This is a genomic window from Nocardioides sp. AX2bis (assembly GCF_902506435.1).
Classification (GTDB): domain Bacteria; phylum Actinomycetota; class Actinomycetes; order Propionibacteriales; family Nocardioidaceae; genus Nocardioides.
In genome coordinates, this window is sequence record NZ_LR733215.1 from 731,333 (window position 1) to 755,802 (window position 24,470).

A 24,470-nucleotide genomic window follows, 5' to 3' on the forward strand; every position below is an offset into this window, starting at 1 on the left:
GGGGAGACGGGTCGGGCGGCGCCGCGGTGCGGCGCCGCCCGGGGAGGACTGCTCAGATGAGCAGGTCGTCCAGGTCGCCGTTCATGCAGTGGTCGACCACGGGCTGCACCGTCTCGAAGGTGCACTCCTTGGCGTTGCCCGGCGTGCAGGCGTCACCGAGGACGTGGTTGGTGATCCGGGCCACGTCGGCCTCGTCACCGCTGATCACCTTGGCGTTCTCGTAGAACGCGGTCGGGCCCTGGCCCAGGCGGTTCTTGGAGTAGCTGTCGGCGGTCACGTCGACGAACCGCTCGGTGATCCCCACGTCGCGCAGCAGCCGGATCGACGCGGCGAGCGCGGCGTCGGCGGCCTGGATGTCGGTCATGCCGTGGGTGTCGATGTCCATCGCCCGGGCGATGTCGGCGAACCGCTTGTACTGGCTGGGCATGTTGAACGCCCAGACCCGCGGCAGCGCGATCGCGTTGTTCAGGCCGTGGTGGGTGTCGTAGAAGGCGCTCACCGCGTGCGAGATCGAGTGGATGATCCCGAGGCCGCCGGAGTTGAACGCCTGGGCGGCGATGTACTGGGCGTACATCATCCCCTCGCGGCCGGCGAGGTCCTGGCCGTTCCACACGGCCTGGCGCAGGTGCTCGTTGGTCAGCTTGATCGCGTGCAGCGCGTTGCCGAGCGAGGGCTGGAAGTTCAGCCGCGAGACGTACGGCTCGGAGGCGTGCGCGAGCACGTCGAACCCGCACTGGGCGGTGTAGTCCACCGGGCAGTCGAAGTAGAGGACCGGGTCGTCGATCGCCAGCGAGGTCACGGAGGCGTCGTCGAAGGCGACGTACTTGTGCGGGTTCTCGGGGTCGGTCGTGGTGTCGGTGATGACGTAGGCCCACGAGGTCTCCGAGCCGGTGCCGGCCGTGGTGGAGACCGCGATGTGCGGCGGGTTCTTCGGGTTCTCGGACATGTTGAAGCCCTCGAACTCGTTCACGTTCCGGCCGTCGTGCGCCACCGAGACGCGGGCGCCCTTGCAGGCGTCGTGCGAGGAGCCGCCGCCGATGGAGACGAACGAGTCGCAGGCGTTCTCCTGGTAGAGCTTCACCGAGTCCATGACGTTGTAGTCCTTGGGGTTGGACTCGACCTTGTCGTAGACCACCACCTCGAGACCGTGGTACTTCATCGACTCGACGATCTTGTGCACGATGTCGGTGCCGCGGAGGCCCGACGTCATGACGAGGGTCTTGCGGAAGCCCATCTTGAGGGCCTCCGGGCCGATCATCTCGTGCGCCCCCGGCCCCATCAGGGCTCGGGGGAACGGGTGGAACTCCTTGATCGGGAACGGCTTGAGCAGCTCGTCGACCTGCATGTCGGATCCTCCTGGGGTGTGGCGATGGGCTCTCGGCGGACGCTAGGAGTGACCCACCCCACACGCCAGACGAGGACCCGAAGACTCCTCCGCGGGCGGGGGCCGACCCTGCCCGTCCGGACAGGTCCCCCGGGTCCCCCGGACGGCGCGCCCCGGGGTCGGGTGGTCCGGGCGGCGGGGACCGGCCACGATGGCCCGCGATGACCACGCCGCCCCCGACCGCCGCGCCCACCGTTGCGCCCGCCGCCACGCCCGTCCCCGAGGGCACCGGTCTGCGCCTGCTGCCGGGTGCCCGGCTGGGCTCCCGCGCGGCGGACGGCAGCCGGACCCTGACGGGGTACGGGGCCGACCGCGTCCTGCGGCTGGTGCCCCGCGCGGCCGGGATCGTGGCCGGGCTGCCGGCGCTGGTCGAGGACCCCGTGGGTCGGCGGCTGGCCCGCACCCTGCTCGACGCGGGCGTGGCCGAGCCGTGGTGGCCTGACGCCCCGCCGGGCGACGACACCGTGGCCGACGTGACCGTCGTGGTGCCGGTGCACGACCGCCCGGACGAGCTGGCCCGGCTGCTGTCCGCGCTGCCTCGCGGGCTGCCGGTCGTGGTCGTCGACGACGCCTCGGCCGACCCCGGCGCGGTCGCGACCGTCGCCGCCGCGCACGGCGCCCGGCTGCTGCGGCACGCGGTCAACCGGGGTCCCGCCGCGGCGCGCAACACCGGCCTGGCCGCGGTCACGACGCCGCTGGTGGCGTTCGTCGACTCCGACGTGGTGCCCGACCCGGGCTGGCTCGGCACCCTGCGCCGGCACCTCGACGACCCGCTGGTGGCGGTCGCCGCGCCCCGGGTGCTCGCGCTCGCGGGGGCCCCGTCGGCGGGCCGCCTGGCGCGGTGGGTGGCGGCGTACGAGACCGACCGGTCCTCCCTCGACCTCGGCGCCCGCGCCGCCCAGGTCCGCCCCCGGGCGCCGGTCTCCTACGTCCCGAGCGCCTGCTGGCTCGCCCGGGTCGGGGCGCTCGGCGGCGGGTTCGCCGAGGAGCTGCGCAGCGGCGAGGACGTCGACCTCGTCTGGCGCCTGGTCGCCGGGGGGTGGCGGGTGCGGTACGAGCCCGCCGCGCGGGTGCGTCACGACCACCGCGCGGGGCCGGCGGCCTGGCTGCGGCGCAAGGCCTTCTACGGCGGCTCGGCCGCCGACCTGGCCCGCCGCCACGGCGACGCCGTCGCCCCGGTCGTGCTGACGCCCTGGGCGGCGGTCACCGCGCTCGCCCTGCTGGCCCAGCGCCGCTGGTCCCTGCCCGTCGCGGGGGCGGCGTGGGGCACCGCGATCGTCGTGCTCGCGCGGCGGCTGCCCGGGGAACGGCCGACCGCGGACGCCGCCGTCCTGGCCACCCGCGGCCTCGGGGCCGTCCTCACCCAGATCGCCGCGTCGCTGACCCGGCACCACTGGCCGCTGGCCGTCCTCGCCGCCACCCGCTCCCGCCGGGCCCGCAGGGCGGTGCTGGTCGCGGCCCTGGGGGAGGGCCTGTGGGACCACCACCGGGTCGGGGCGACGCAGCCGCGGGCGGCGTACGTCGTGGCCCACCGCCTCGACGACCTCGCCTACGGTGCGGGCGTCTGGGTCGGCGTGGCGCGCGCCCGCTCGCCGCGGGCGCTGCTGCCGGTGCTGCTGCGCCGTCCCTCACGCTAGACCGGCCTGCGATCGCGTGAGGGTCGTCACAGCACCGGTGCTAGGTTCGGCGCGACCGAGGGAAGAGCACCGGGGGAGCCGATGGGGACCGACGAGCTGCACAGCCGGAAGGTCCAGACGCTCAAGGCGTGGACCTCCTTCGTCGAGAACGGCGACTCCACCGACTCGGTGGTGCGACCCGAGATCCTCTCCAGCTGGACCCGCTCGGTGGCTGCCGTGCCGACCGGCGTCGAGGCCGCCCCGATGTCGGATGAGGACGAGACCGCGTCGCTGTGGCAGGACTCCCCGCTGCAGGAGGCCGTGGCCGGGGTCGAGGCCGAGCTGCGGCGCACCGCCGAGGACGGCGACCTCGTCCTGGCCGTGACCGACGCCCAGACCCGGATCCTGTGGACCTACGGCGGCCGCGTGATGCGCCGCAAGGCCGAGACCGTGAACTTCGCGCCGGGTGCCCGCTGGGACGACCAGTCGGTCGGCACCAACGCCCTCGACCTGGCGACCCGGATGGCCACGCCGTCGATGGTGTTCTCCGCCGAGCACTACGCCCCGATCGTGCACAACTGGGTGTGCTGGGCCGCGCCCGTCTTCGACCCCCACAGCGGCCGCCAGATCGGGGTCATCGACCTGTCGACGACCTGGGACCGCAGCCACCCGATCGGGCTGGCCACCGCGCGGGTGATGGCGCGGCTGATCGAGTCCGCGATGCCGCGCTCGGCCTACCAGCCGACCGCGCTGGAGGACCTCATCGGCCAGGCCGACGGCGGCCCGGTCGGCGACGCGCTCGAGTCCGAGCCCGGCCTGGTGATGCGCCTGCTCGGCACCGCCGAGGTGCGCCACGACGGCCAGCGGCTGCTGCTCAACCGTCGCCAGACCGAGATCCTCGCGCTGCTCGCGCTGCACCCCGAGGGACTCTCGCTGGACCGGCTGCACGCGCTGGTCTACGGCGACCAGGCCGTCACGCTCTCCACGCTCAAGGCGGAGGTCTCGCACCTGCGCTCCGCCCTCGGTGGCCAGCTGGCCTCGCGGCCCTACCGGCTCACGATGCCGGTGACCACCGACGTCGACCGGGTGCTGGACCTCCTGCGCGCGGGCCAGGTCGCCCGCGCCGTACGGGCCTACGGCGGCGACCTGCTGCCCGGCACCAACAGCCCGGCGCTGTCCGAGCTGGCCGACTACGTCGCCGTCGCCGTGCGGGAGGCGCTGCTGGTCGACCCGGAGCCGGCCGCGGTGCTGCGCTACGCCGACCTCGCGCCGTACGACGTCGAGGTCGTCGAGAAGTGCCTGTCGGTCCTGGGGGACCGTCACCACACCGCGAAGCCCCTGCTCAAGGGCAAGCTCGCGGCCGCCTCGCGCTGAGCCCGGGCCGGGGTGGCACCCCCAACCATCGGCCAACCGTCGCGACCTAGCGTCAGCCTCACGAGAGACCCACGTCACACGCGGGTCCGGTGACCGTCCGTGCTCACGCACGACAGCCCACGCAAGGGAGCGAGCAGGCCATGGCGAAGATCAGCCTCACCGTCGACGGAGCGAAAGTGTCCGACGACGTCGAACCCCGCACGACCCTCGTGCAGTACCTGCGCGAGAAGCTCGGCAAGACCGGCACGGTCGTCGGGTGCGACACCAGCAACTGCGGCGCGTGCACGGTGCACCTCGACGGCACCTCGGTGAAGTCCTGCAACGTGCTGGCCGTGCAGGTCGACGGCGCGTCGGTGACCACGATCGAGGGCCTGGCCAAGGACGGCCAGCTGCACCCGGTCCAGGAGTCCTTCCGCAACTGCCACGGACTCCAGTGCGGCTACTGCACGCCGGGGATGATCATGCAGAGCGTCGCCCTCCTGGAGGAGAACCCCGACCCCACCGAGGAGGAGATCCGCCTCGGTCTCGAGGGCAACCTGTGCCGCTGCACGGGCTACCAGAACATCGTCAAGGCCGTGCAGGAAGCGGCCGGCACGCGCGCCGGCGCCTCCACCGCCGGAGCCGTCGCAGAGGAGATGGACTCATGACCACCACCCAGGACCGTCCCGCCGTCGCCAAGGAGATCGGGCAGGAGCGCCGCCGCAAGGAGGACCAGCGCCTGATCACCGGGCGTACCCGGTGGACCGACAACATCGTGCTGCCCGGGATGCTGCACATGGCCATGGTGCGCAGCCCCTTCGCCCACGCGAAGATCACCTCGATCGACAAGTCCGCGGCGGAGGCCTCGCCCAACGTGGTCTCGGTGCTGACCGGCGCCGACCTCGGCGAGAGCCAGGGCGTGCTGATCAACGCCTGGGCGATCACCACCGACCAGGTCACCCCGACCCACCTGCCGTGCCCCATCGACAAGGTCAGCTTCGCCGGCGAGATCGTGGCCGTCGTGGTGGCCCGCACCCAGGCCGAGGCCCGGGACGCCGCCGAGCTCGTCGACGTCGAGTACGAGGAGCTCCCGGCCGCGCTGGACCTGAAGAAGTCCGCGAACGACGAGGTGCTCGCGCACCCCGACCTGGGCACCAACAAGTCCGCGTTCTGGAAGTTCGACTCCCTCGAGGCCGGCACCGGCAGCAGCATCGACGAGGCGATCGAGAAGGCCCGCACCGACGGCGTCGTCATCGAGCGCGAGTACCGCCAGCAGCGCCTCATCCCGGCGTTCATGGAGCCCCGCTCCACGGTGGTCGACCCGACCGGCGAGCAGATCACCATGTGGTCGGCCACCCAGGTGCCGCACATCCTGCGCTTCGCGCTGGCCGCGACCACCGGGGTGTCGGAGTCCAAGATCCGCGTCATCGCCCCCGACGTGGGCGGCGGCTTCGGCGGCAAGCTCCAGACCACCCCCGAGGAGTGGCTGACCTTCGCCATCGCCAACCGCCTGGGCAAGCCGGTGAAGTTCACCGAGACCCGCTCGGAGAGCCTGATGGTGGCCCACCACGGTCGCGACCAGTGGCAGAAGCTGACCCTGGCCGCCGACAAGGAGGGCAACGTCCTCGGTCTCAAGGTGGACCTGCTCGCCGACCTCGGGGCGTACGTCTCCCTCGTCGGTGGCGGCGTGCCCGTGCTCGGCGCGTTCATGTTCAACGCGATCTACAAGTTCCCGGCCTACCAGTTCAACTGCCAGACGGTGCTGACCAACAAGACCTGGACCGACGCCTACCGCGGCGCCGGGCGGCCCGAGGCCACCTTCGGCATCGAGCGGATGATGAGCGAGCTCGCCGCCGAGCTCGACATGGACCCGCTCGAGCTGCGCGAGAAGAACTGGATCAAGCACGAGGAGTTCCCCTTCACCACGGTGGCCGGGCTCGAGTACGACACCGGCAACTACGAGGCCGCCACCGCGCTGGCCCGCGAGATGTTCGGCTACGACGACCTGCGCGCCGAGCAGAAGCGTCGCCGCGACGCCGGCGACAAGGTCCAGCTCGGCATCGGCATCTCCACCTTCACCGAGATGTGCGGCCTGGCCCCCTCGCGGGTGCTCGGGCAGCTCAACTACGGCGCCGGCGGCTGGGAGCACGCGTCGGTACGCATGCTGGCCACCGGCAAGGTCGAGGTCGTCACCGGCGCCTCCGCGCACGGCCAGGGCCACGAGACGGCGTTCAGCCAGATCGTCGCCGACCGGCTCGGGGTCGCCTTCGACGACGTCGAGGTGCTGCACGGCGACACCCAGATCGCGCACAAGGGCCTGGACACCTACGGCTCGCGCTCCCTGGTCGTCGGCGGCGAGGCGCTGGTCAAGGCGGCCGACAAGGTCGTCGAGAAGGCCAAGCCGGTCGCGGCCCACCTGCTCGAGGCCTCGGTGGACGACATCGAGTTCGAGGGCGGCCGGTTCACCGTCCGCGGCACCGACCAGGGCCTGGCCATCGGGGAGATCGCCGCGGCGATGTTCTCGGCGCACGACTACCCCGAGGGCATGGAGCCGTCGCTGGACTCCGAGGCCACCTTCGACCCGGTGAACTTCAACTACCCCCACGGCACGCACCTGTGCGCCATGGAGGTCGACACCGAGACCGGTGCGGTCAAGATGCGCAAGTACGTCTGCGTGGACGACATCGGCACCGTGATCAACCCGTTGATCGTCTCGGGCCAGATCCACGGCGGCCTGGTCCAGGGCATCGCGCAGGCGCTGTGGGAGGAGGCGGTCTACGACGACGCCGGGACCCTGGTCTCCGGCTCGTTCGTCGACTACCTGCTGCCGACGGCCGCCGACACGATGAACTACGAGATCGACCACACCAGCACCCCGTCGATCACCAACACGCTCGGCACCAAGGGCGTGGGCGAGGCGGGCACGATCGCCTCCACCCCGGCCGTGGTGAACGCCGTCGTCGACGCCGTGCGCCACCTGGGCGTCAACGACATCCAGATGCCGTGCACGCCCGAGCGCGTCTGGAAGGCCGTCAACGGCGTCGGAGCGGGGGGCGAGGCCTCGACCGAGGGTGCCGCCGCCGCTCACTTCGACCCGGCGACCGGCATGGAAGGCACCACCGACCGCACCACTGGAGGGACGCAGGCATGATCCCCGCACCGTTCGAGTACCTCGCGCCCACCACGGTCGAGGACGCCCTCGCGGCCCTCGCCGAGCACGGCGAGGACGCCAAGATCCTCGGGGGCGGCCAGAGCCTCCTGCCGGTCCTCCGGATGCGCCTCAACGCACCCGAGATGGTCATCGACCTCGGCAAGATCGAGTCGATCCGGGGCATCCGCGACGACGGCGACGCCATCGTCATCGGCGCCATGACCACCCACGCGGCGGTCGGCTCCGACCCGCTCGTGGCCGAGCACGCCGCCCTGGTGAGCAGGGCCGTCGACCACCTGGCCGACGCCCAGATCCGCCACCGGGGCACCTTCGGCGGGGCCCTGGCCCACGCCGACCCGGCCGGTGACCTGGGAGCCCCGGCGCTCGCGCTCGGCGCCCAGTTCGTCATCGCCGGCCCGGGTGGCACACGGACCGTCGCGGCCGACGACTTCTTCATCGACCTCTTCGAGACCGCCATCGGGGAGGACGAGATCCTCACCGAGGTCCGGATCCCCAAGCACACCGGCTGGGGTGCGCACTACGAGAAGTTCGTGCGCGTGGCCCACCAGTGGCCGATCGTGGCCGTGGCCGCGGCGGTCCGGGTCGAGGGCGGCGTCATCGCCGAGGCCCGGGTCGGGCTGACCAACATGGGCAACACCCCGCTGCGTGCGCGCAGCGTGGAGGAGGCCCTGGTCGGCGTGCAGGCCACCGAGGACGCGGTGCGCGAGGCGGCCGGCAAGGCCGCCGACGGCACCAACCCGCCCTCGGACCTGAACGGCCAGGCCTCGTACCGCAAGCACCTGGCCACCGTGCTGACCCGGCGCGCCGTCGTGACCGCGGCGGGGGGCTGATCACTCGATGGACCTGTCCCACTCGTTCACCGTGCCCACCTCGGTGGACGCCACCTGGGCGCACTTCCAGGACCTGGGGGCGCTCGCGGAGTGCTTCCCCGGGGCCACCATCGGCGACTACGACGAGCAGAACTTCTCCGGCACGGTGAAGGTCAAGCTCGGTCCGATCGCCCTGGTGTACTCCGGGAGCGGCACCTTCGTGGAGAAGGACGACACCGCCCACCGCTTCGTGGTGGACGCCAAGGGCAAGGACAAGCGCGGCAACGGCACCGCCGGTGCCAAGGTGACGCTGTCGATGCAGGACGCCGACGGCGCCACCGACGTGCAGGTCCTCACCGACCTCAACGTCACCGGCAAGCCGGCGCAGTTCGGGCGCGGTGTGATGCAGGACGTCTCCGACAAGCTGCTCGGCCAGTTCGTGGCCTGCCTGGAGAAGACCCTGTCCGAGGGACCCGCGGAGGCCCCGGCCGCCGCGGTGACCGAGTCGGCGGCGGGAACCTCCGTCGGCGACGAGGCGCAGGGTGAGCCGGCCGTCGTGGCGGCCTCCCCGGCGGCCTCCGGCGGCGAGGCCCCGGCGACGGCTCCGGCCGCCCCGCGGCCTGCGGCTCCTCGCCCGGCACCGGCGAAGGAGGACGACGCGCTGGACCTCGGCGCGGCCGTCATCCCGATCCTGGTCAAGACCTACGGCCCGCAGGCGGCCATCGCCCTGGTGATCGCGGTCGTGGCCTACCTGGTCGGCAAGCGCCGCTGACACGCAGATAGTCCCTGACGAGATCGTCGCGGATCACCTCGATCCAGAACGATCTCGTCAGGGACTATCGCTATTTCAGGCCCGGACGGGTCCGGTCAGGACTGGTCCTCCTCGGACAGGTCCCCGGCCCACAGGGTGTGGAACGTGCCCTCGCGGTCGGTGCGCCCGTAGGTGTGCGCGCCGAAGTTGTCGCGCAGGCCCTGGATCAGCGCGGCCGGCAGCCGGTCGCGGCGCAGGGCGTCGAAGTAGGCCAGCGACGAGGCGAACGCGGGGACCGGTACGCCCACCCGTGCGGCCGTCGCGACCACCTCGCGCCAGGCGTCCAGCCCGTCGCGGACGGCGTCGGCGAAGTAGGGGTCGACCAGCAGCGAGGGCAGGTCGGCGCGCTCGGCGTACGCCTCGACGATCCGGTTGAGGAACTGCGCCCGGATGATGCAGCCGCCGCGCCAGATGGTGGCCATGTCACCGAGGTCGACGTCCCAGTCGTTCTCCTCGCTGCCGGCCTTGATCTGGTCGAAGCCCTGGGCGTAGGCGACCACCTTCGAGGCGTAGAGCGCCGCGCGGACCTGGTCGACGAAGGTGTCGCGGTCGACCTCGACGTCGGCGAGGTCCGAGCCGAAGGTCTCGGCCGCGGCCCTGCGCTGCTCGGTGTGGCCGGAGATGCTCCGGGCGAAGGTCGCCTCGGCGATGCCGGTGACCGGGACGCCGAGGTCGAGCGCGCTCTGCACGGTCCAGCGGCCGGTGCCCTTCTGCTCGGCGGCGTCGCGCACGACGTCGACGAACGGGGCGCCGGTGTCGCCGTCGGTGTGGGCGAGGACGTCGGCGGTGATCTCGATCAGGAACGACTCGAGGTCACCGTCGTTCCACTCGCGGAAGACCTGCGAGATCTCGGCCGGCTCGAGCCCGCCGACGGTGCGCAGCAGGTCGTACGACTCCGCGATCAGCTGCATGTCGGCGTACTCGATGCCGTTGTGCACCATCTTCACGAAGTGACCGGCCGCGCCGGGCCCCACGTGGGTGGTGCACGGGGTGCCGTCGACCTCGGCGGCGATCGAGGTCAGCACCGGCCGCAGGCGCTCCCAGGCGTGCTCGGAGCCGCCGGGCATGATCGACGGCCCGTTCAGCGCGCCCTCCTCGCCGCCCGAGACGCCCATCCCCACGAAGTGGAGGTCCTTCTCGGCCAGCGCGGCCTCGCGGCGCACGGTGTCGTCGTAGTGGGCGTTGCCGGCGTCGACCACGATGTCGTCGGGGTCCAGCAGCGGGACCAGCTCGTCGATCACGGCATCGGTCGGGGCGCCGGCCTTGACCATGATCACGATCGCCCGGGGACGCTCGATCGCGGCCACGAACTCCTCGAGGCTCTCGGTCGGCACGAAGTCGCCCTCGTCGCCGAACTCCTCGACGAGGCTCGTCATCTTGCCGGTGGTCCGGTTGTGGACGGCGATCGTGTGGCCCTGCCGGGCGATGTTGCGCGCGAGGTTGCGACCCATCACCGCCAGGCCGGTGAGGCCGATGGTGGCGCGGGCGTCGGTCGTGGAGGTGGTGTCAGCCATGTCCGACCCAACCCCGGAGGGTCCGCTGGTGTTCCGGGCCGAGGGGTGACCTGCCCGGGGCAGGGTCAGAACACGTTGAACGGGCGGAACTGCACCGACAGCCGCGGGCCGGCGGAGGCGACCTTCGGCACCGCGTGCTCCCAGGTGCGCTGGCAGGACCCGCCCATCACCACGAGGTCGCCGTGGCCCATCTCGAAGGACCGCGACGCCCCGCCGCCGCGCGGGCGCAGGGCGAGGCGGCGCGGGTCGCCGACCGAGACGATCGCGACCATCGTGTCGTGCGTGCTCCCGCGGCCGATCGTGTCGCCGTGCCAGGCCACCGAGTCGCGCCCGTCGCGGTAGTAGCAGCAGCCGGCGGTGCGGAACGGCTCCCCGAGCTCGGCCAGGTAGTAGGTGCTCAGCGCCTCGCGCGCCGCGGTCAGCACCTCGTGGGGGAGGTCCTCGTCGATCATGTAGGTGTGCACCAGGCGGGGGACGTCGACCAGCCGGTCGTACATCTGGCGCTGCTCGGCGCGCCAGGGCACCTCGCGCACGAGCGCGGCCATCACCTCGTCGGCGCGCGGCAACCAGCTGCGGCGCACGTCGACCCATGCGCCGTCGCCCAGCTCCACCCGCTCGACGCCGTCCAGCACGAGCCGGCCGGCCGCCGGGAGGGCCTCGTCGGCGGCGTCGGCGAAGAGCGTGGTCTGGAAGTCCATGCGGTGATGGTACGCCTCGCGTCGAACAGGTGTTCGACACGTAGTGCCCGCGTGTCGTCGGGTGGGCCGGTCAGCCGAGCGAGCGCCGGATCTGCTCGACCGTCTCGTCGGCGAGCGCCTCGACCCGCCGCCGGATCACCAGCGGCACGACCAGCTTGAGCGGGAAGGAGAAGTCGAAGGTGGCGCGGTAGTGCACCGCCGTGCCCCCGCCGTCGGCCCGGAACCACAGGTGGTCCGTGGCGGTCGTGCGCCCGTTGCGGCCCCGCAGCTCCACCTCGTTCGGCGGTCGGTGGGTGACGGTCTCGTAGACCAGCTCGACGCGGCGGCCGAGGAACTCCGAGGTGTTGGCCCACGTCGTGCCGAGCCCGCCGTCACCGGCGAGCCGGGTGGTGGTGACCGTGCCGGGGTCCCACTCCTGGGTCGTGGTGAAGTCGGCGAAGTAGGTGAAGACCTCCTCGACGGGGCGGTGGACGGTGAACCGTCGCTCGACGTGCATGCCGTGAGACTAGGCCCAGGGGTGGCGCCCGGTGAGGGGTGACCGGGCAGGCTGGTGGCATGAACACCGCCCCGCAGGCCGCCGCCCGGGTGCGGAACCTGACCAAGTCCTACGGCTCCGGCGACGCGCGCGTGGTCGCGCTGGACGACGTGAGCGTCGACCTCGAGGCCGGGCGTTTCACCGCTGTGATGGGGCCGAGCGGGTCGGGGAAGTCGACGCTGATGCACTGCTGCGCGGCGCTCGACCGGGGCGACTCCGGATCGGTCGTGATCGGGGAGCAGGAGCTGACCACGATGAAGGACGCCGCCCTGACCCGGCTGCGGCGCGAGGAGGTCGGGTTCGTCTTCCAGTCCTTCAACCTCGTCCCGACCCTCACGGCCCGGGAGAACATCCTGCTGCCGCTGTCCATCGCGGGCCGCAAGCCGGACCCGGGCTGGTTCGACGCCGTCATCGACACCGTCGACCTCCGCCCGCGGCTGACCCACAAGCCGAACGAGCTCTCCGGCGGCCAGCAGCAGCGCGTCGCCGTGGCCCGGGCGCTGGTGAGCCGCCCGCGGATCGTCTTCGCCGACGAGCCCACCGGCAACCTCGACTCACGCTCGGGCGCCGAGGTGCTCTCGCTGCTGCGGGCCGCGGTCGACGACCACGGCCAGACCGTGGTGATGGTGACCCACGACCCGGTCGCGGCGGCGTACTGCGACCGCGTGCTCTTCCTCGCCGACGGTCGCGTGGTGCGCGAGCTCGAGCGGCCCGACCGCGAGCAGGTCCTGTCGGTGATGGCCGACCTGGCCTCCGCCCCGCAGGCCGGCTGAGCCGTCGTGCTGGTCGCCAGCCTGAAGAGCCTGCTCGGGCGCAAGGTGCGCCTGGTGATGAGCACGTTCGCGATCGTCCTCGGCGTCGCCTTCGTCGTCGGGTCGCTGGTCTTCTCCGACACCCTCGACCGCAGCTTCACCGCGCTCTTCGACGCGACCGTCGGCGACGTCGTGGTCCGGCCGGCGGGCGGCGGCGCCACGGAGGGGGTGCCGGGCACGGTGACCGTGCCGGCCGACCTCGTCGACGCGCTGTCGGCGCTGCCCGGCGCTGCGCGCGCCGACGGCAACGTCGAGGCGGTCGGGGTCTACGTCGTCGGCGCCGACGGCAAGGTCGTCGGGGGCGTCGGCCCGCCCGCGCTCGGGGAGAGCTTCAGCGACGCCCCCGCGGCCGGCGGGCTCGAGGGCCTGAGCATCGTCGAGGGCCGCGCGCCCGCCGCCGAGGGCGAGGTCGTCCTGGACTCCCGCACCGCCGAGCAGGCCGGGTACGCCGTCGGCGACACCGTCCCGCTCCTCACCGCGACCGCCACGCCGCGGCTCGAGGCGGAGCTGGTCGGCCTCTCGGGCTTCCCCGGTGGCGGCTCCCTGAACGGCGCCACGCTGGCCTCGTTCTCCACCCCCGTGGCCCAGGACCTCTTCCTGCGGGGCGAGGACGCCTTCAGCGACGTGTGGGTCACCGCCGCCGACGGCACCTCCCAGGAGGAGCTGGCCGCGCAGGCCGCGGAGGTGCTGCCCGACGGGGTCGAGGCCGTGACGGGGGAGCAGGCCGCCGACGAGGCCGCCAGCGGGCTGCTCGAGGCGGTGTCCTTCCTGACCACCTTCCTGCTGATCTTCGCCGGCATCGCCCTGGTCGTCGGGGGCTTCCTGATCGTCAACACGTTCTCCATCCTGGTCGCCCAGCGCAGCCGGGAGCTGGCCCTGCTGCGGGCCCTCGGCGCCTCCCAGCGCCAGGTCACCGGGTCGGTGCTGCTCGAGGCGCTCCTCCTGGGTCTGCTCGGCTCCACCCTCGGCCTGGGTCTGGGGGTGCTGCTGGCGCTGGGCATCCGCGCCGTCTTCGGTCGGGTCGGCCTGGACCTGGCCGGGCAGGGGCTCGTCTTCGAGCCGCGCACGGCCGTGGCGGCGTACGGCGTGGGCGTCGTCGTGACGCTCCTCGCCGCCCTGCTCCCGGCGCTGCGCACCGCGCGGATCGCCCCGGTCCAGGCGATGCGCGACGACGTGGCGCTGCCCGAGAGCTCGCTGCGGGCCCGCTTCCTCGGCGGGGTCGTCCTGGCCGTCGTCGGGGCCGGGGTCCTGACGACCGGGCTGTTCGTCACCGTCCCCCGCGCGGGCTGGTGGGTCGGCGCCGGGGTGCTGCTGGTCCTGCTCGGGGTGGCCGCGGCCAGCCCGGTGCTGAGCCGCCCGCTGCTGCTCGGCGCACGCGCGGCGTACGCCCGGGTCTTCGGCAGCATCGGCAACCTGGCCGGGCAGAACTCGCTGCGCAACCCCCGTCGTACGACCGCGACGGCCTCGGCGCTGATGATCGGCCTGACCCTGGCCTGCACGATGGCGATCATCGGCGACTCCGCGAAGGCCTCGGTCGACCGGGCCGTCGAGGAGGGCTTCGTCGGCGACTTCGTGGTCAGCAACGTCTTCGCGGGTGCCTTCTCCCCGTCGGTGGCCGACGAGATGGCCGACGTCGACGGCGTTGCCGAGGTGGTGCGCCAGCGCGTGGTCCGCGCCGAGGTCGGCGGCGGCGTCGGGACCCAGGGGGTCGTCGGCACCGACCCCGGCAGCCTGGCCACCCTCGAGGTCGACGTGGTGGACGGCGACGCCGACCTGGCCCGCGGGACGGTGCTGCTGGAGGAGGGCTTCGCCGCCGACGAGGGCCTCGGCGTCGGTGACGAGCTCACGCTCGACGTGCCGGCGGGGGAGCGGTCCTGGCGGGTCGCCGGGCTGTTCGCCGAGAACCCGATCGTGTTCTTCCCCGTGCTGACCTCGGTCGCGACGCTGGACGCCGCCGGTTTCACGCCGCAGGACAACCTGGTCGTGGTCGACGCGGACGACCGTCTCGACGCCGCCGGTCGCAACGCCGTCCAGGCCGACCTCGAGGCCGTGGTGGCCGACCAGCCGATCGTCACCGTCAAGGACCAGGCCGCCTTCGCCGCGGAGCAGCGGGAGCCGGTCGACCAGTTCGTGCTGCTGATCTTCGCCCTGCTCGGCCTGGCGCTGCTGATCGCCGTGCTGGGCATCGTGAACACCCTGGCGCTGTCGGTCCTGGAACGCACCCGTGAGATCGGGCTGCTGCGGGCCATCGGGGTCACCCGGGGCCAGCTGCGCTGGATGGTCACGCTGGAGTCGGTGGTCATCTCCCTGCTGGGTGCGGTGCTCGGCGTGGTGCTCGGCGTCGTCTTCGGGATTGCGCTGATGTACGCGCTGCGCGACGAGGGGCTCGAGGTGATCAGCGTGCCGGTCGGGCAGCTCGGCCTGTTCCTCGCGCTGTCGGTGCTGGTCGGGATGCTCGCCGCGGTGCTGCCGGCCCGCCGGGCGGCGCGGCTCGACGTGCTCGGGGCGATCGCGACCGAGTGACCTCGACCGAGTGACCTCGACCGGCCCGGGACCGGGGATGCCCCCCTGGGTGTCGGCGTCCGACGGGCGGTCCAGCCCGCGAGACCGGGCCCCAGGCGTCCCCGGCGCCCGACCCCTCTGACCTGGGACGACACGTCTCTCGGCCGATCCGTCAGGGGTGGACGGGCTTGTGCCATTCGGGTGACGGGGGCCCTCTCCCGCACCTAGGGTGACCAGCGTGACCCAGACGACCTCCGAGCGCCGCACCGACGGCCGGGCCCTGAAGCACGTGCAGGTGCGTGAGTACGTCCGCGACCTGGTCGCCGGAGCCGCACCCGGTGCGGCGGCCCCCTCCGAGCGCGAGCTGGTCGCGATGTTCGGCGTGGCCCGGATGACCGTGCGCCAGGCGCTGGACACCCTGGTCACCGAGGGCGTGCTGGAGCGGATCCCCGGCCGGGGCACCTTCGTGGCCCGCCCGCAGCGCAACCGGGGCCGGATCAGCGGCTTCACCGAGGACCTCCGCCGCCGCGGCGTCCTCGCCGAGTCCCAGACCCTGCTGGCCCGCCGCGAGCAGGCCGGCCCGGGCGTGGCCCGCGCGCTCAGCCTCACCGAGGGCGACGCCGTCATCCACTGGCGCCGGCTGCGACGCGGTGACGGCACCGTGGTCTGCGTCGAGGACGCCTACCTCACCGAGATCCTGCTGCCCGGCTTCCTGCAGCAGGGCATGCCCACCAGCCTCTACGCCGACCTCGAGGCCCGTGGGCTGCGCCCGACCTGGGCCGAGGACTCGATCACCGCCGACGTCGCGGGCGCCGAGGAGGCCGCGCTGCTCGAGGTCGAGCCCGGCTCCGTCGTGCTGCGCCACTCGCGTCGGGCCGTGGCCGGCGAGAAGGTCGTCGAGGTCTCCCGCAGCGTCTACCGCGCCGACCGCTTCACCCTCTGGCTCCAGATCTGCGGCTAGCCCGCCGAGATGACGCTCGCGGACAGCCGAGATGACGCTTCCGGCGCGTCGAGGTGACGGTTGCGGCGCGGTTCAGCCGCGCCAGGACGCCAGCGCGCCGAGCGGGGACGCGACGGTGTCGCTCTCCTCGCAGACCCAGTGCGCGTCCGGCCCGCCGAGGTCGGGCTGGATGTAGAGCGCGTGCTCCGGGGTGTCCTCGCAGCCCAGGCACAGGGGCCACCGGCCGACCGTGTCGAGCAGCGCGTCCTGGACGTCCTGCGCCACGAGCCCGGCGACGTACACCTCGCCGGCCGGCCACTGCTCGGCCCACCAGGTGCGCGACGAGCAGGCCTCCTCGAGCGCCGAGACGGCGGCGGGGCTGGCCTGGCTCCGCGCCTCCAGGTCGGCCAGGACGCGCGCGCGGGCGGCGAGGATGAGGGCGACGTCCATGGGCCAAGTCTGCGTGGCCGGGCAAGGCGACCCGTCCGGGGGCCGGCCACGGCCTACCCTGGCCCCATGAGCGACGTCACGGCCGGGGGCCGCGCGGACCCCGCCGGGCCGCTGCCGGTCCGGGGCCTGCTCGAGGTCGCGGTGACCCACCCGCGCGACGTGCCGGGGTGCGTCGAGGGCGGGGCCGACCGGCTCGCCGTGGTCGCGCCGGGGGCGTCGTACGCCTCCGCGCCGGAGCCGGCCCTCGTCTCGGCCGTCGCCCGGTCCAGCGGGCTGCCGGTGCGCGCCCTGCTGCGGCTGCCCCCCGCCGACGGTGCCGCGCCGTACGCCGCCGACGCGGCCTCCCTGGACCAGCTCGCCGACCTCGCCCGGGAGTACGTCGCGCTGGGCGCCGAGGGCGTCGTCCTGGGGTTCCTCGACGCCGACCTCGAGGTCGACGTGTGGGCCTGCCGCGAGCTGCTGGCCGCGGTGCCGGGCACGCCGTGGACCTTCCACCGCGCCATCGACGACACCCTCGACCCGGTCCGCTCCTGGGGCCGCGTGGTCGACCTGCCCGGCGTCACCTCGGTGCGCTCCGGCGGGTCGCCGCAGGGCCTGGCCCAGGGCTACGAGGACCTGCTGGCCCTGGCGCGGCGCTCGCTCGAGGTCGCCCGGCTGCTGATGCCCGCCGGTGGCCTGGCCGCCGAGCACGTCCCGTGGTTCGCCCGCGAGGGCGTCCGTCAGCTCCACCTCGGCACGCAGGTACGCCCCGGCGCGAGCTACCGCTCCTACGTCGACGCGGGGTACGTCCGCTCGTGGCGCCGCCTGCTCGACGGCGCCGTCGACCGCGACCAGCGCACCGACTGGGCCGCCACGTGATCCTGATCGACCCCCCGCTGGTCGAGTGGCGCGGGAAGCGGTGGTCGCACCTGGCCTCCGACACCTCCTACGAGGAGCTGCACGCCTTCGCCCGCGAGGTGGGGATCCCCGAGCGCGGCTTCGACCGCGACCACTACGACGTGCCCGAGGAGTGGTACGCCGACGTCGTCGCGCGCGGCGCGGTCGAGGTGACCTCGCGGGTGCTGGTGGTCGCGCTGGTCCGCGCGGGGCTGCGGCGCCGCAAGAGCCAGGTCTGAGACACCCGGCCCGGGCCGGGGCTCAGGCCCGGCGGGCCACCTCGGCGGGCAGCAGGCGGTCGAGCTCGGCGAGGACGTTGGCGCGGGCCGTCTCCTCCCACGCCGCGGCGGCGCGGTCGGTGTGGAAGAGGCGGGGCTTCTCGAGCAGGTCGCCCAGCACCGCGGCCCGGCCGCGGGCGAAGTCCTCGTCGCCGACGTGGGCGTACTCCCGTCGCACGGCGGCGACGTACTCGGCGTACCGCTGCGGGCCGGCGGCCAGGATCGCCAGGTCGGCGTCGGAGAGCGCGCAGCCCGCGGCGTCGTCCTCGGCGGGCGCGTGGGTCTCGGTCATCCGGACCAGGCGGGCGACCTCGGCGACCACGTCGTCGGGGACCAGGCCTGGGAGGGCGTGCTCGGCCCACGACGCCGAGCGCTCCTCGGCGTCGCGCTCGCCGTCGTAGACGCCGTCGTGGAACCACGCCGCGAGACGGACCGCAGAGCCCTCGGCGCCCTCGGCGTCCGGGTCGTCGGCCAGGTCGTCGAGCCGGGCGAGGACCTCGTCGAGGTGGCGGAGGTCGTGGTAGCTGCGGTCGTCACCGCCGTAGGCCGCCAGCAACTCGGCCCGCAGCGTCTCGGCGGCGGGGTCCGGGTGGCCGGCCAGGGGCCAGGGCAGGTCGTGCGGCGCGCGCGGGAGGTCCCGCGGAGGATGGTCGGCGTCGGGCATCGCCCTATTCAAACAGCCTGGGGCTCGTCGACGGCAGCCGGCGGCGACATCGCCCACCGGATCGTGCCGGTCGCCAGCGACCCGAGGACGCGGACCACGGTCCGCTCCGTGACCGGCAGCCGCGGCAGGCGCAGGGGCAGGCGTGTCCAGCCCGGCATCAGGCCGACGGCGGCGGCGCACAGCACGGCGTACGGCGCCCGCGCGGCCAGCGGGAGCGGCGGCTTCAGCAACAGGTACCGGACGGCCTCCCGGGCCTCGGCGGTGCCGCGCAGCTCGGGGCGGAAGGCGGCCATCCGCTCGTCCAGCTCGGCCTCGGTCCGCGGCGGGTCGACGACCCCGAGGCGGGCGGCGACCTCGCCGACCTGCGCCACGTAGGTGTCGCGCTCGTCCTGGGTCAGCGTGGCGGCTCCGTAGACGGTGAAGGCGTGCAGGAAGCTGTCCACCTCGGCGACGTGGACCCACATCAGCAGGTGGGGGTCGGAGGCGGCGTACGCCGACCCGTCGGCCATCGTCCCGGTGACCCGGCGGTGGATCGAGCGGACGACGTCGACCGAGCGCTGAGCGTCCTCGGCGGTGCCGAACGTGGTGACGGCCAGGTAGTGGCTGGTGCGGGCCAGGCGCCCCCACATGTCGCCGCGGTAGCCGGAGTGGTCCGAGACCGCCTTCATCGCCGCGGGGTGCAGCGTCTGCAGCAGGACCGCACGCAGGCCGCCGACGAACATCGAGGCGTCACCGTGGACGACGTGGATCGGGCTGCCGGGCTCGAACCAGCGCTCGCCCTCGGTGTCGTGGATCCGCTCGCGGTGCTGGGGGCCGTCGGGGCCCGCCACCCGCGCGAAGATCGCCTCGCCGAGCCGGCTGCGCACGCCCTGGATCATGCTCACGAAAGTACCTGCCGTCCCCCTCACCCCCCGGGCCCCCGCGAGGGGTGGCCCGGGGGAGCGCCCGCCCCGGTCGTGTGCCTGAGCACGGTCAGGGGACCGTGCTGGGGCACACGACTCCGCGGGTCGGGCCGGACGGACCGCTCAGGCGGCGGACCGCTCAGGCGGCGGGCGCGCTCATCGTGCGCAGCAGCACCGTCTGCGGCATCGCGCGCAGGGCCTCGACCGTGCCGGCGTCGAGCGGGGCGGCGACGTCGGTGACGACGTAGCCCTGCTCGCCGCGGGTGGCCAGGGCCTGGCCGAGGATGTTGACCCCGGCCTCGGCGAAGGCGTTGTTGACCTCGGCCAGCACCCCGGGCACGTTCTGGTGCAGCAGGGTGACGCGGTGGGTGCCGGGCTCCGGGGCGGTGCCGGCGGCCGGGAGGTTGACGCTGAGCTCGGTCGAGCCGTGCCGGGCGTAGCCCACCAGCTTGCCGGAGACGAAGTGCCCGATCTCCTCCTGCGCCTCCTGGGTGGAGCCGCCGACGTGCGGGGTGAGGATCACGTTGTCCAGCCCGCGCAGCGGCGAGTCGAAGCGGTCGCCCTGGGCCTTGGGCTCGATCGGGAACACGTCCATCGCAGCGCCGGCGATGTGGCCCGACAGGATCCGCTCGCGCAGCGCCTCGGTGTCGACGAGCATCCCGCGGGAGGCGTTGATGAACAGCGAGCGCGGCTTCATCAGGTCGAAGAAGACCGGCCCGAACAGCCCGGCGTTGCCCGGGCGGCCGTCGACGTGCAGCGAGACGACGTCGGCGGTGGCCAGCAGCTCCTCGAGGCTGCCCATCCGGCGCGCGTTGCCGTGGGCGAGGCGGTCGGCGATGTCGAAGTAGACGACGCGCATCGCCAGCGCCTCCGCCACGACCGAGAGCTGCGAGCCGATGTTGCCGTAGCCGACGATGCCGAGGGTGCGCCCACGGATCTCGTGGCTGCCGGCGGCCGACTTGTCCCAGACGCCGTCGTGCATGCGGGTGGTCTTCTCGGCCAGGCGCCGCGCCAGCATGATGATCTCGCCGATGACCAGCTCGACCACGCTGCGGGTGTTGGAGTGCGGTGCGTTGAAGACCGCGACGCTGTGCGCGGTGGCCGCGGGCAGGTCGACCTGGTTCGTGCCGATGCAGAAGCAGCCGACCGCGTCGAGGTCGGGGGCGCCGGCGAAGACCTTGTCCGTCAGGTGGGTGTTGGAGCGGATCCCGAGCACGGACACGCCGGGCAGCGCGGCGAGCAGCTCGTCCTCGCTCATCGAGCCCTTCCGCAGCTCGACCTCGTAGCCGGCCTCCTCGAGACGGGCGACGGCGGCGGGGTGGATGTTCTCGAGCAGCAGCGCCTTCATAGGGCCAACGGTATGGGCTCCGGGCCCCGGGGCCCGCAACGGGACGTCATCCGGACGCCGCCCGGGACGCGTACGGGTGCTCAGGCGGGCAGCCGCGCGGTCACCAGGTGCTGCAGCCGCGGTTCGTGGCCGGGGGCCGCACCGGTCGCGAGGTCCAGCTCGAGCAGGGCCCGCAGCGGCGTCACCTCCACGTCGACGAGGCCGGCGGCGCGCAGCAGGTCCGCGGTCGGCTCGATCGAGGCGGCCTCGGCCAGCGGCAGGACCCGCCGGACGCGGTCGTCGTAGGCCGCGCCGAGCTCGCCCTCCGGGCCGGGCAGGCCCTCGGGGAACCAGGTGCTGTCGACCATCGCGACCCGCCCTCCCGGGCGGAGCAGCCGGTGCCACCGACGGACGGCCACGTCGGGCTCGCGCAGGGTCCACAGCAGGTAGCGGCTGACGAGGACGTCGAAGGTCCCCGGGAGGTCGGGGTCGGCGGCGTCACCGACGACGAACCGCGGCGGGTTGCCCATCGCCCCGGCGCGGCGCCGGGCCAGCCGCACCATCTCGGTGGACAGGTCCAGCCCGGTCACCCGGTGGCCCAGCCGGGCGACCGCGATCGCGGCGTGCCCGCTGCCGGTGCCGAGGTCGAGCACGTCGACGGGGTCGGCCGGCAGTGCGGAGGACCAGACGTCCGCCCAGAGCGCGGCCTCGGCGTCGCGGCCGGGCCGGTGCTGGGCGGCGTCGTAGGCCGGGGCGCGGTCGTCCCAGTAGGCGGTGATCTGCTGCTGGATGCTCATCGGGTCCCTCCGGCGGGGGTCGGGGTGGGCTGGGTCGGCTGGGTGGGCTGCGGTCGGAGCAGCAGGTGGGTCTCGCCGTCGACGACGAGCTGGCGCACCCGGATGCCGTAGACCGGTTCGAGCACCTCGGGCGTCAGCACGTCCGCGGCCTCCCCGGAGGCGACGACCCGTCCGCCGCCCAGCAGGACGACGTCGTCGCAGTAGCGCGCGGCCAGGGCGAGGTCGTGCAGCACCACCACGCTGGTGGTGGCGAGGTCGCGGACCAGCGTCATGACCTCGTGCTGGTACCGCACGTCGAGGTGGTTGGTCGGTTCGTCGAGCAGCAGGTGGGTGGCCTCCTGGGCCAGGGCGCGGGCGATCAGCACACGCTGCCGCTCCCCGCCGGACAGGCCGGCGAAGGCGCGCGGCCCCAGGTGGTCGGCACCGACCCGCCGCAGCGCGTCGGTCGCGGCCTCGTGGTCGGCGTCGCCGGTGCGCTGGAAGGTGCCCAGGTGCGGGGTACGACCGAGCAGCACCATCTCGCCGACGGTCATCGTCGACTCGCCCCCGTGCTCCTGGACGACGACGGCCAGCCGCCGGGCCGCCTCCCGCGGCCCGAGGTCGACCACGGTCTCGCCGTCGACCTCGACCCGCCCGGTGGGCGAGCGCAGGGCCGCGTGGAGCAGGCGGAGCAGCGTGGTCTTGCCGCTGCCGTTGGGCCCGATCAGGCCGAGCACCCGCCCGGCACGCGCGTCGACGTCGACACCGGTCAGCACCGGCGTCGAGCGGCGTCGCGTGCCGTAGGCGTAGGACAGGTCGCGCCCGGTGATCACGGCGAGCCCGGACCGTCGGGGTCGGTCGCGTCGATGATCTGCTCGAGCCCGTCGATCGCCAGCGGCGACGGCGGCTCGGTGAAGTTGAACAGCTGGGTGACCAGGGCGTCGTCGCGGACGGCGGTGAGGTCCTCGGCGCCGGGCAGCGAGGTCACCGCGTCCTCGACGGCCGCCGGGTCGCCGGCGCTGTGGAGCAGCACGAGGACGTCGGGGTCACGGCCGAGGAGCTCCTCGGGGCCGACCTCGAAGACCCGCTCGTCCACGTCGTCGAAGACGTTCTCGAACCCGGCCGCCTCGAGCTGGGGCTGGGCCATCGAGCCGGTGCCGTAGGCGTAGGTGACCCCGCCGCCGACGGTCGGGTAGAGCACCGCGGCGGTCCGCGCGGGACGGTCGGCGACCTCGGCCTCGAGGCCGGCGACCCGCTCCTGCATCGCCGTGACCGCCTCCTCGGCCCTCTCCGGCTCCCCGAAGACCTCGCCGTAGAGCGCGGTCTGCGACCAGACGTCGTCGTAGGACGGCCGGACGCCGGTCGTCTCGCAGAGCGCCGGCTCCTCGAGCAGCGGCACGCCGACGGCCTCCAGCGCCCCGCGGGAGAGGTTGTCCACCTCCCCGAGGACGAGGTCGGGGCGCTGGGCGACGACGACCTCCTTGCTGATCTGGAGGTGGCCGGAGGTGTCGAGCTGGTCGGTGAGCAGCGGGACCTGGTCGAGCTCCGCCAGGGTGGCCTCGTCGTAGTACTCCGAGGGGAACTCGCCCGCGCGAGCCACGACCCGGTCCATCGCGCCGAGCTCGTGCAGGAACGGGACGGCCTGGCTCTTGAGCATGACCACGCGCTCGGGCGGGGCGTCGAAGGTCAGCTCGGCACCGCAGTTCTCCACCGTCACCGGCTCGGCGAAGGCAGACGTGTCGGGGGCGCCGTCGGAGGCGCCGCCGGCACCGCAGGCCGAGGCCACGGCGGCGGTCGCCAGGACGGCGGTCAGCAGGAGCGGTCGTCGGGTCATCGGGGATCTCCTCGGGTCGGTGCGGAACGACGGTCGGTTCGCCTCAGGCGCTGGTGGCGTGGAGGCGGCGGATGAGCACGAGCAGGAAGGGGGCGCCGACGACCGAGGTGATGATCCCGATCGGGATCTCCTGCGGCGCCAGCAGCGTGCGGGCCGCGACGTCGGCCCAGACCAGCAGCACCGCGCCCATCAGGGCGGCCACCGGCACCACGCGGACGTGGGTCGAGCCGACCGCGCGACGCGCCAGGTGCGGCACCACCAGCCCGACGAAGCCGATGCTGCCGGCGGCGGCCACCACCACGGCCACGCAGAGCGAGACCACGACGAGGAGCAGCGTGCGGAACCGGTCGGGGCTGATCCCGAGGGTGTGCGCGGTCTCGTCGCCGACCGCGAGCGCGTCCAGGCCGCGACCCCACAGGGTCAGCACGGCGGTGGACAGCAGCACGACGACGACCACCGCGCCGAGGGCCCCGTCCCACTGGGCCAGGCCGAGCGACCCGAGCAGCCAGAACAGCACCGAGCGCGCGCCCTCGGCGGAGCCGGAGGCGAAGACCAGGAAGCTGGTCAGCCCGGACAGTGCGTAGCCGACGGCGACGCCGGCCAGCAGCATCCGGACGGAGGTGACCCGACCGCCGCTGCGGGCCACCAGGAAGACCAGCATCGAGGCGGCCAGCGCGCCCAGGAAGGCGCTGATCGACAGGGCGTACTGGCCGAGGCCGGCGAGCGCGCCGAACAGGATGGCCGCCGCGGCCCCGCTGGACGCGCCCGAGTTGATCCCGAGCAGGTACGGGTCGGCCAGCACGTTGCGGACCATGGCCTGGAGCGCGACGCCGCAGACCGCCAGGCCCGCTCCGACGGCCAGGGCCAGGAGCACCCGGGGGAGGCGGACCTGCCAGATGATCGCGTCCGCCGACGGGTCCCAGGTCACCTCGCCCGGGGTGCCGAGCAGGTGGTGCCCGAGGACCTGCAGCGTCGTGAGCGGGTCCACCGCGACGGCGCCCGCGCCGACGCCGGCCACCACGGTCAGGGCCAGGGCGACGCCGAGCCCGAGGAGCCAGGCGCTGGTACGCCGGGAGCGGGCGCGCAGGCCCAGCGGGTCCGCAGGAGGACCGGCGCTGGGCGGTGCGACGGCGACCGCGTCGAGGAGGTTGTTGCGCATTGTGTGCAACAACGTATCGCAGGCAGTAGTCTTCCGGGCATGGTGGTGGGCTCGCCAC

23 protein-coding genes are annotated in these 24,470 nt (G+C 73.8%); 11 read left to right on the forward strand and 12 right to left on the reverse strand.

Annotation, left to right across the window (positions count from 1 at the left end):
• Window positions 1–52 precede the first annotated feature (52 nt).
• Window positions 53–1,345: an NDMA-dependent methanol dehydrogenase gene (mdo, locus tag GV155_RS03510; RefSeq protein ID WP_160005282.1), complete on the reverse strand. Its 1,293-nt coding sequence runs from the start codon at window positions 1,343–1,345 to the stop codon at window positions 53–55.
• Between the two features lie 200 nt (window positions 1,346–1,545).
• Here mdo and mftF point away from each other — a divergent pair, with 200 nt between their 5' ends.
• The 6 genes from mftF (at window position 1,546) to GV155_RS03540 (ending at window position 9,106) form a co-directional block, all read left to right on the forward strand.
• Window positions 1,546–3,021, forward strand: coding sequence for a mycofactocin biosynthesis glycosyltransferase MftF (gene mftF / locus GV155_RS03515; RefSeq protein WP_160005284.1), 1,476 nt, complete (start codon window positions 1,546–1,548; stop codon window positions 3,019–3,021).
• A gap of 81 nt (window positions 3,022–3,102) precedes the next feature.
• Window positions 3,103–4,374: a transcriptional regulator gene (locus GV155_RS03520; protein ID WP_160005286.1), complete on the forward strand. Its 1,272-nt coding sequence runs from the start codon at window positions 3,103–3,105 to the stop codon at window positions 4,372–4,374.
• Window positions 4,375–4,514: 140 nt separating this feature from the next.
• Entirely contained in the window at window positions 4,515–5,021 is a 507-nt protein-coding gene (locus tag GV155_RS03525; RefSeq protein WP_160005288.1) for a (2Fe-2S)-binding protein, read from the forward strand.
• Complete coding sequence (locus GV155_RS03530) at window positions 5,018–7,504, forward strand: xanthine dehydrogenase family protein molybdopterin-binding subunit (RefSeq protein ID WP_160005290.1); 2,487 nt, start codon at window positions 5,018–5,020, stop codon at window positions 7,502–7,504. Before GV155_RS03525 ends, GV155_RS03530 begins: the two co-directional genes overlap by 4 nt.
• Window positions 7,501–8,355, forward strand: coding sequence for an FAD binding domain-containing protein (locus tag GV155_RS03535; protein WP_160005292.1), 855 nt, complete (start codon window positions 7,501–7,503; stop codon window positions 8,353–8,355). The genes GV155_RS03530 and GV155_RS03535 overlap by 4 nt, the downstream gene beginning before the upstream one ends.
• A 7-nt stretch (window positions 8,356–8,362) precedes the next feature.
• Entirely contained in the window at window positions 8,363–9,106 is a 744-nt protein-coding gene (locus GV155_RS03540) for an SRPBCC family protein (protein WP_160005294.1), read from the forward strand.
• A 95-nt stretch (window positions 9,107–9,201) separates the two neighbouring features.
• Here the strand turns inward: GV155_RS03540 and gndA are convergent, their stop codons facing one another.
• The 3 genes from gndA to GV155_RS03555 form a co-directional block, all read right to left on the reverse strand.
• On the reverse strand, window positions 9,202–10,659 hold the full coding sequence (gndA, locus tag GV155_RS03545; RefSeq protein ID WP_160005296.1) for an NADP-dependent phosphogluconate dehydrogenase: 1,458 nt from the start codon (window positions 10,657–10,659) through the stop codon (window positions 9,202–9,204).
• Window positions 10,660–10,724: 65 nt separating this feature from the next.
• Window positions 10,725–11,357 carry an alpha-ketoglutarate-dependent dioxygenase AlkB gene (locus GV155_RS03550; RefSeq protein WP_160005298.1) on the reverse strand — a complete coding sequence of 211 codons (633 nt, stop codon included), beginning with the start codon at window positions 11,355–11,357 and terminating at the stop codon, window positions 10,725–10,727.
• Window positions 11,358–11,427: 70 nt separating this feature from the next.
• Window positions 11,428–11,853 (reverse strand): SRPBCC family protein, encoded by a 426-nt coding sequence (locus GV155_RS03555; protein ID WP_160005300.1) that lies wholly within the window; start codon window positions 11,851–11,853, stop codon window positions 11,428–11,430.
• Window positions 11,854–11,912: 59 nt separating this feature from the next.
• Between GV155_RS03555 and GV155_RS03560 the strand changes: the two genes are divergently transcribed.
• The 3 genes from GV155_RS03560 (at window position 11,913) to GV155_RS03570 (ending at window position 16,167) form a co-directional block, all read left to right on the forward strand.
• Window positions 11,913–12,665, forward strand: coding sequence for an ABC transporter ATP-binding protein (locus GV155_RS03560; RefSeq protein WP_160005302.1), 753 nt, complete (start codon window positions 11,913–11,915; stop codon window positions 12,663–12,665).
• Window positions 12,666–12,671: 6 nt separating this feature from the next.
• The gene (locus GV155_RS03565) at window positions 12,672–15,227 is read left to right on the forward strand and encodes an ABC transporter permease (RefSeq protein ID WP_160005304.1); all 2,556 of its coding nucleotides are present in this window, start codon (window positions 12,672–12,674) and stop codon (window positions 15,225–15,227) included.
• A gap of 217 nt (window positions 15,228–15,444) precedes the next feature.
• Window positions 15,445–16,167 carry a GntR family transcriptional regulator gene (locus GV155_RS03570; protein WP_160005306.1) on the forward strand — a complete coding sequence of 241 codons (723 nt, stop codon included), beginning with the start codon at window positions 15,445–15,447 and terminating at the stop codon, window positions 16,165–16,167.
• Window positions 16,168–16,239: 72 nt separating this feature from the next.
• On the opposite strand, the gene GV155_RS03575 is transcribed toward GV155_RS03570, so the two are convergent.
• On the reverse strand, window positions 16,240–16,596 hold the full coding sequence (locus tag GV155_RS03575; RefSeq protein ID WP_160005308.1) for a hypothetical protein: 357 nt from the start codon (window positions 16,594–16,596) through the stop codon (window positions 16,240–16,242).
• A gap of 66 nt (window positions 16,597–16,662) precedes the next feature.
• Here GV155_RS03575 and GV155_RS03580 point away from each other — a divergent pair, with 66 nt between their 5' ends.
• The gene (locus GV155_RS03580) at window positions 16,663–17,454 is read left to right on the forward strand and encodes a copper homeostasis protein CutC (protein WP_160005310.1); all 792 of its coding nucleotides are present in this window, start codon (window positions 16,663–16,665) and stop codon (window positions 17,452–17,454) included.
• Complete coding sequence (locus tag GV155_RS03585) at window positions 17,451–17,711, forward strand: DUF4031 domain-containing protein (protein ID WP_160005312.1); 261 nt, start codon at window positions 17,451–17,453, stop codon at window positions 17,709–17,711. Before GV155_RS03580 ends, GV155_RS03585 begins: the two co-directional genes overlap by 4 nt.
• A gap of 22 nt (window positions 17,712–17,733) precedes the next feature.
• On the opposite strand, the gene GV155_RS03590 is transcribed toward GV155_RS03585, so the two are convergent.
• The 7 genes from GV155_RS03590 to GV155_RS03620 all read right to left on the reverse strand — a co-directional run bounded on the left by GV155_RS03590 (window position 17,734) and on the right by GV155_RS03620 (window position 24,412).
• Complete coding sequence (locus GV155_RS03590) at window positions 17,734–18,414, reverse strand: HD domain-containing protein (protein WP_236553929.1); 681 nt, start codon at window positions 18,412–18,414, stop codon at window positions 17,734–17,736.
• 8 nt (window positions 18,415–18,422) lie between these two features.
• The gene (locus GV155_RS03595; RefSeq protein WP_160010787.1) at window positions 18,423–19,292 is read right to left on the reverse strand and encodes an oxygenase MpaB family protein; all 870 of its coding nucleotides are present in this window, start codon (window positions 19,290–19,292) and stop codon (window positions 18,423–18,425) included.
• Window positions 19,293–19,455: 163 nt separating this feature from the next.
• Window positions 19,456–20,664, reverse strand: coding sequence for a phosphoglycerate dehydrogenase (serA, locus tag GV155_RS03600; protein WP_160005314.1), 1,209 nt, complete (start codon window positions 20,662–20,664; stop codon window positions 19,456–19,458).
• Between the two features lie 80 nt (window positions 20,665–20,744).
• Complete coding sequence (locus GV155_RS03605; RefSeq protein ID WP_160005316.1) at window positions 20,745–21,440, reverse strand: class I SAM-dependent methyltransferase; 696 nt, start codon at window positions 21,438–21,440, stop codon at window positions 20,745–20,747.
• On the reverse strand, window positions 21,437–22,252 hold the full coding sequence (locus GV155_RS03610; protein ID WP_160005318.1) for an ABC transporter ATP-binding protein: 816 nt from the start codon (window positions 22,250–22,252) through the stop codon (window positions 21,437–21,439). The genes GV155_RS03605 and GV155_RS03610 overlap by 4 nt, the downstream gene beginning before the upstream one ends.
• The gene (locus GV155_RS03615) at window positions 22,249–23,253 is read right to left on the reverse strand and encodes an ABC transporter substrate-binding protein (RefSeq protein WP_160005320.1); all 1,005 of its coding nucleotides are present in this window, start codon (window positions 23,251–23,253) and stop codon (window positions 22,249–22,251) included. Before GV155_RS03615 ends, GV155_RS03610 begins: the two co-directional genes overlap by 4 nt.
• Before the next feature lie 43 nt (window positions 23,254–23,296).
• Window positions 23,297–24,412: a FecCD family ABC transporter permease gene (locus GV155_RS03620; protein WP_160005322.1), complete on the reverse strand. Its 1,116-nt coding sequence runs from the start codon at window positions 24,410–24,412 to the stop codon at window positions 23,297–23,299.
• Window positions 24,413–24,470: the final 58 nt, after the last annotated feature.

Bases quoted from the DNA above. Each gene is read 5' to 3' on its own strand.
- GV155_RS03525 (WP_160005288.1), top strand. From the start codon at position 4,515: ATGGCGAAGATCAGCCTCACCGTCGACGGAGCGAAAGTGTCCGACGAC.
- GV155_RS03605 (WP_160005316.1), bottom strand. From the start codon at position 21,440: ATGAGCATCCAGCAGCAGATCACCGCCTACTGGGACGACCGCGCCCCG.
- GV155_RS03575 (WP_160005308.1), bottom strand. From the start codon at position 16,596: ATGGACGTCGCCCTCATCCTCGCCGCCCGCGCGCGCGTCCTGGCCGAC.
- GV155_RS03560 (WP_160005302.1), top strand. From the start codon at position 11,913: ATGAACACCGCCCCGCAGGCCGCCGCCCGGGTGCGGAACCTGACCAAG.
- GV155_RS03580 (WP_160005310.1), top strand. From the start codon at position 16,663: ATGAGCGACGTCACGGCCGGGGGCCGCGCGGACCCCGCCGGGCCGCTG.
- gndA (WP_160005296.1), bottom strand. From the start codon at position 10,659: ATGGCTGACACCACCTCCACGACCGACGCCCGCGCCACCATCGGCCTC.
- GV155_RS03590 (WP_236553929.1), bottom strand. From the start codon at position 18,414: ATGCCCGACGCCGACCATCCTCCGCGGGACCTCCCGCGCGCGCCGCAC.
- GV155_RS03530 (WP_160005290.1), top strand. From the start codon at position 5,018: ATGACCACCACCCAGGACCGTCCCGCCGTCGCCAAGGAGATCGGGCAG.
- GV155_RS03555 (WP_160005300.1), bottom strand. From the start codon at position 11,853: ATGCACGTCGAGCGACGGTTCACCGTCCACCGCCCCGTCGAGGAGGTC.
- GV155_RS03535 (WP_160005292.1), top strand. From the start codon at position 7,501: ATGATCCCCGCACCGTTCGAGTACCTCGCGCCCACCACGGTCGAGGAC.
- mftF (WP_160005284.1), top strand. From the start codon at position 1,546: ATGACCACGCCGCCCCCGACCGCCGCGCCCACCGTTGCGCCCGCCGCC.
- GV155_RS03550 (WP_160005298.1), bottom strand. From the start codon at position 11,357: ATGGACTTCCAGACCACGCTCTTCGCCGACGCCGCCGACGAGGCCCTC.
- mdo (WP_160005282.1), bottom strand. From the start codon at position 1,345: ATGCAGGTCGACGAGCTGCTCAAGCCGTTCCCGATCAAGGAGTTCCAC.
- GV155_RS03540 (WP_160005294.1), top strand. From the start codon at position 8,363: ATGGACCTGTCCCACTCGTTCACCGTGCCCACCTCGGTGGACGCCACC.
- GV155_RS03595 (WP_160010787.1), bottom strand. From the start codon at position 19,292: ATGATCCAGGGCGTGCGCAGCCGGCTCGGCGAGGCGATCTTCGCGCGG.
- GV155_RS03520 (WP_160005286.1), top strand. From the start codon at position 3,103: ATGGGGACCGACGAGCTGCACAGCCGGAAGGTCCAGACGCTCAAGGCG.
- GV155_RS03615 (WP_160005320.1), bottom strand. From the start codon at position 23,253: ATGACCCGACGACCGCTCCTGCTGACCGCCGTCCTGGCGACCGCCGCC.
- GV155_RS03620 (WP_160005322.1), bottom strand. From the start codon at position 24,412: ATGCGCAACAACCTCCTCGACGCGGTCGCCGTCGCACCGCCCAGCGCC.
- serA (WP_160005314.1), bottom strand. From the start codon at position 20,664: ATGAAGGCGCTGCTGCTCGAGAACATCCACCCCGCCGCCGTCGCCCGT.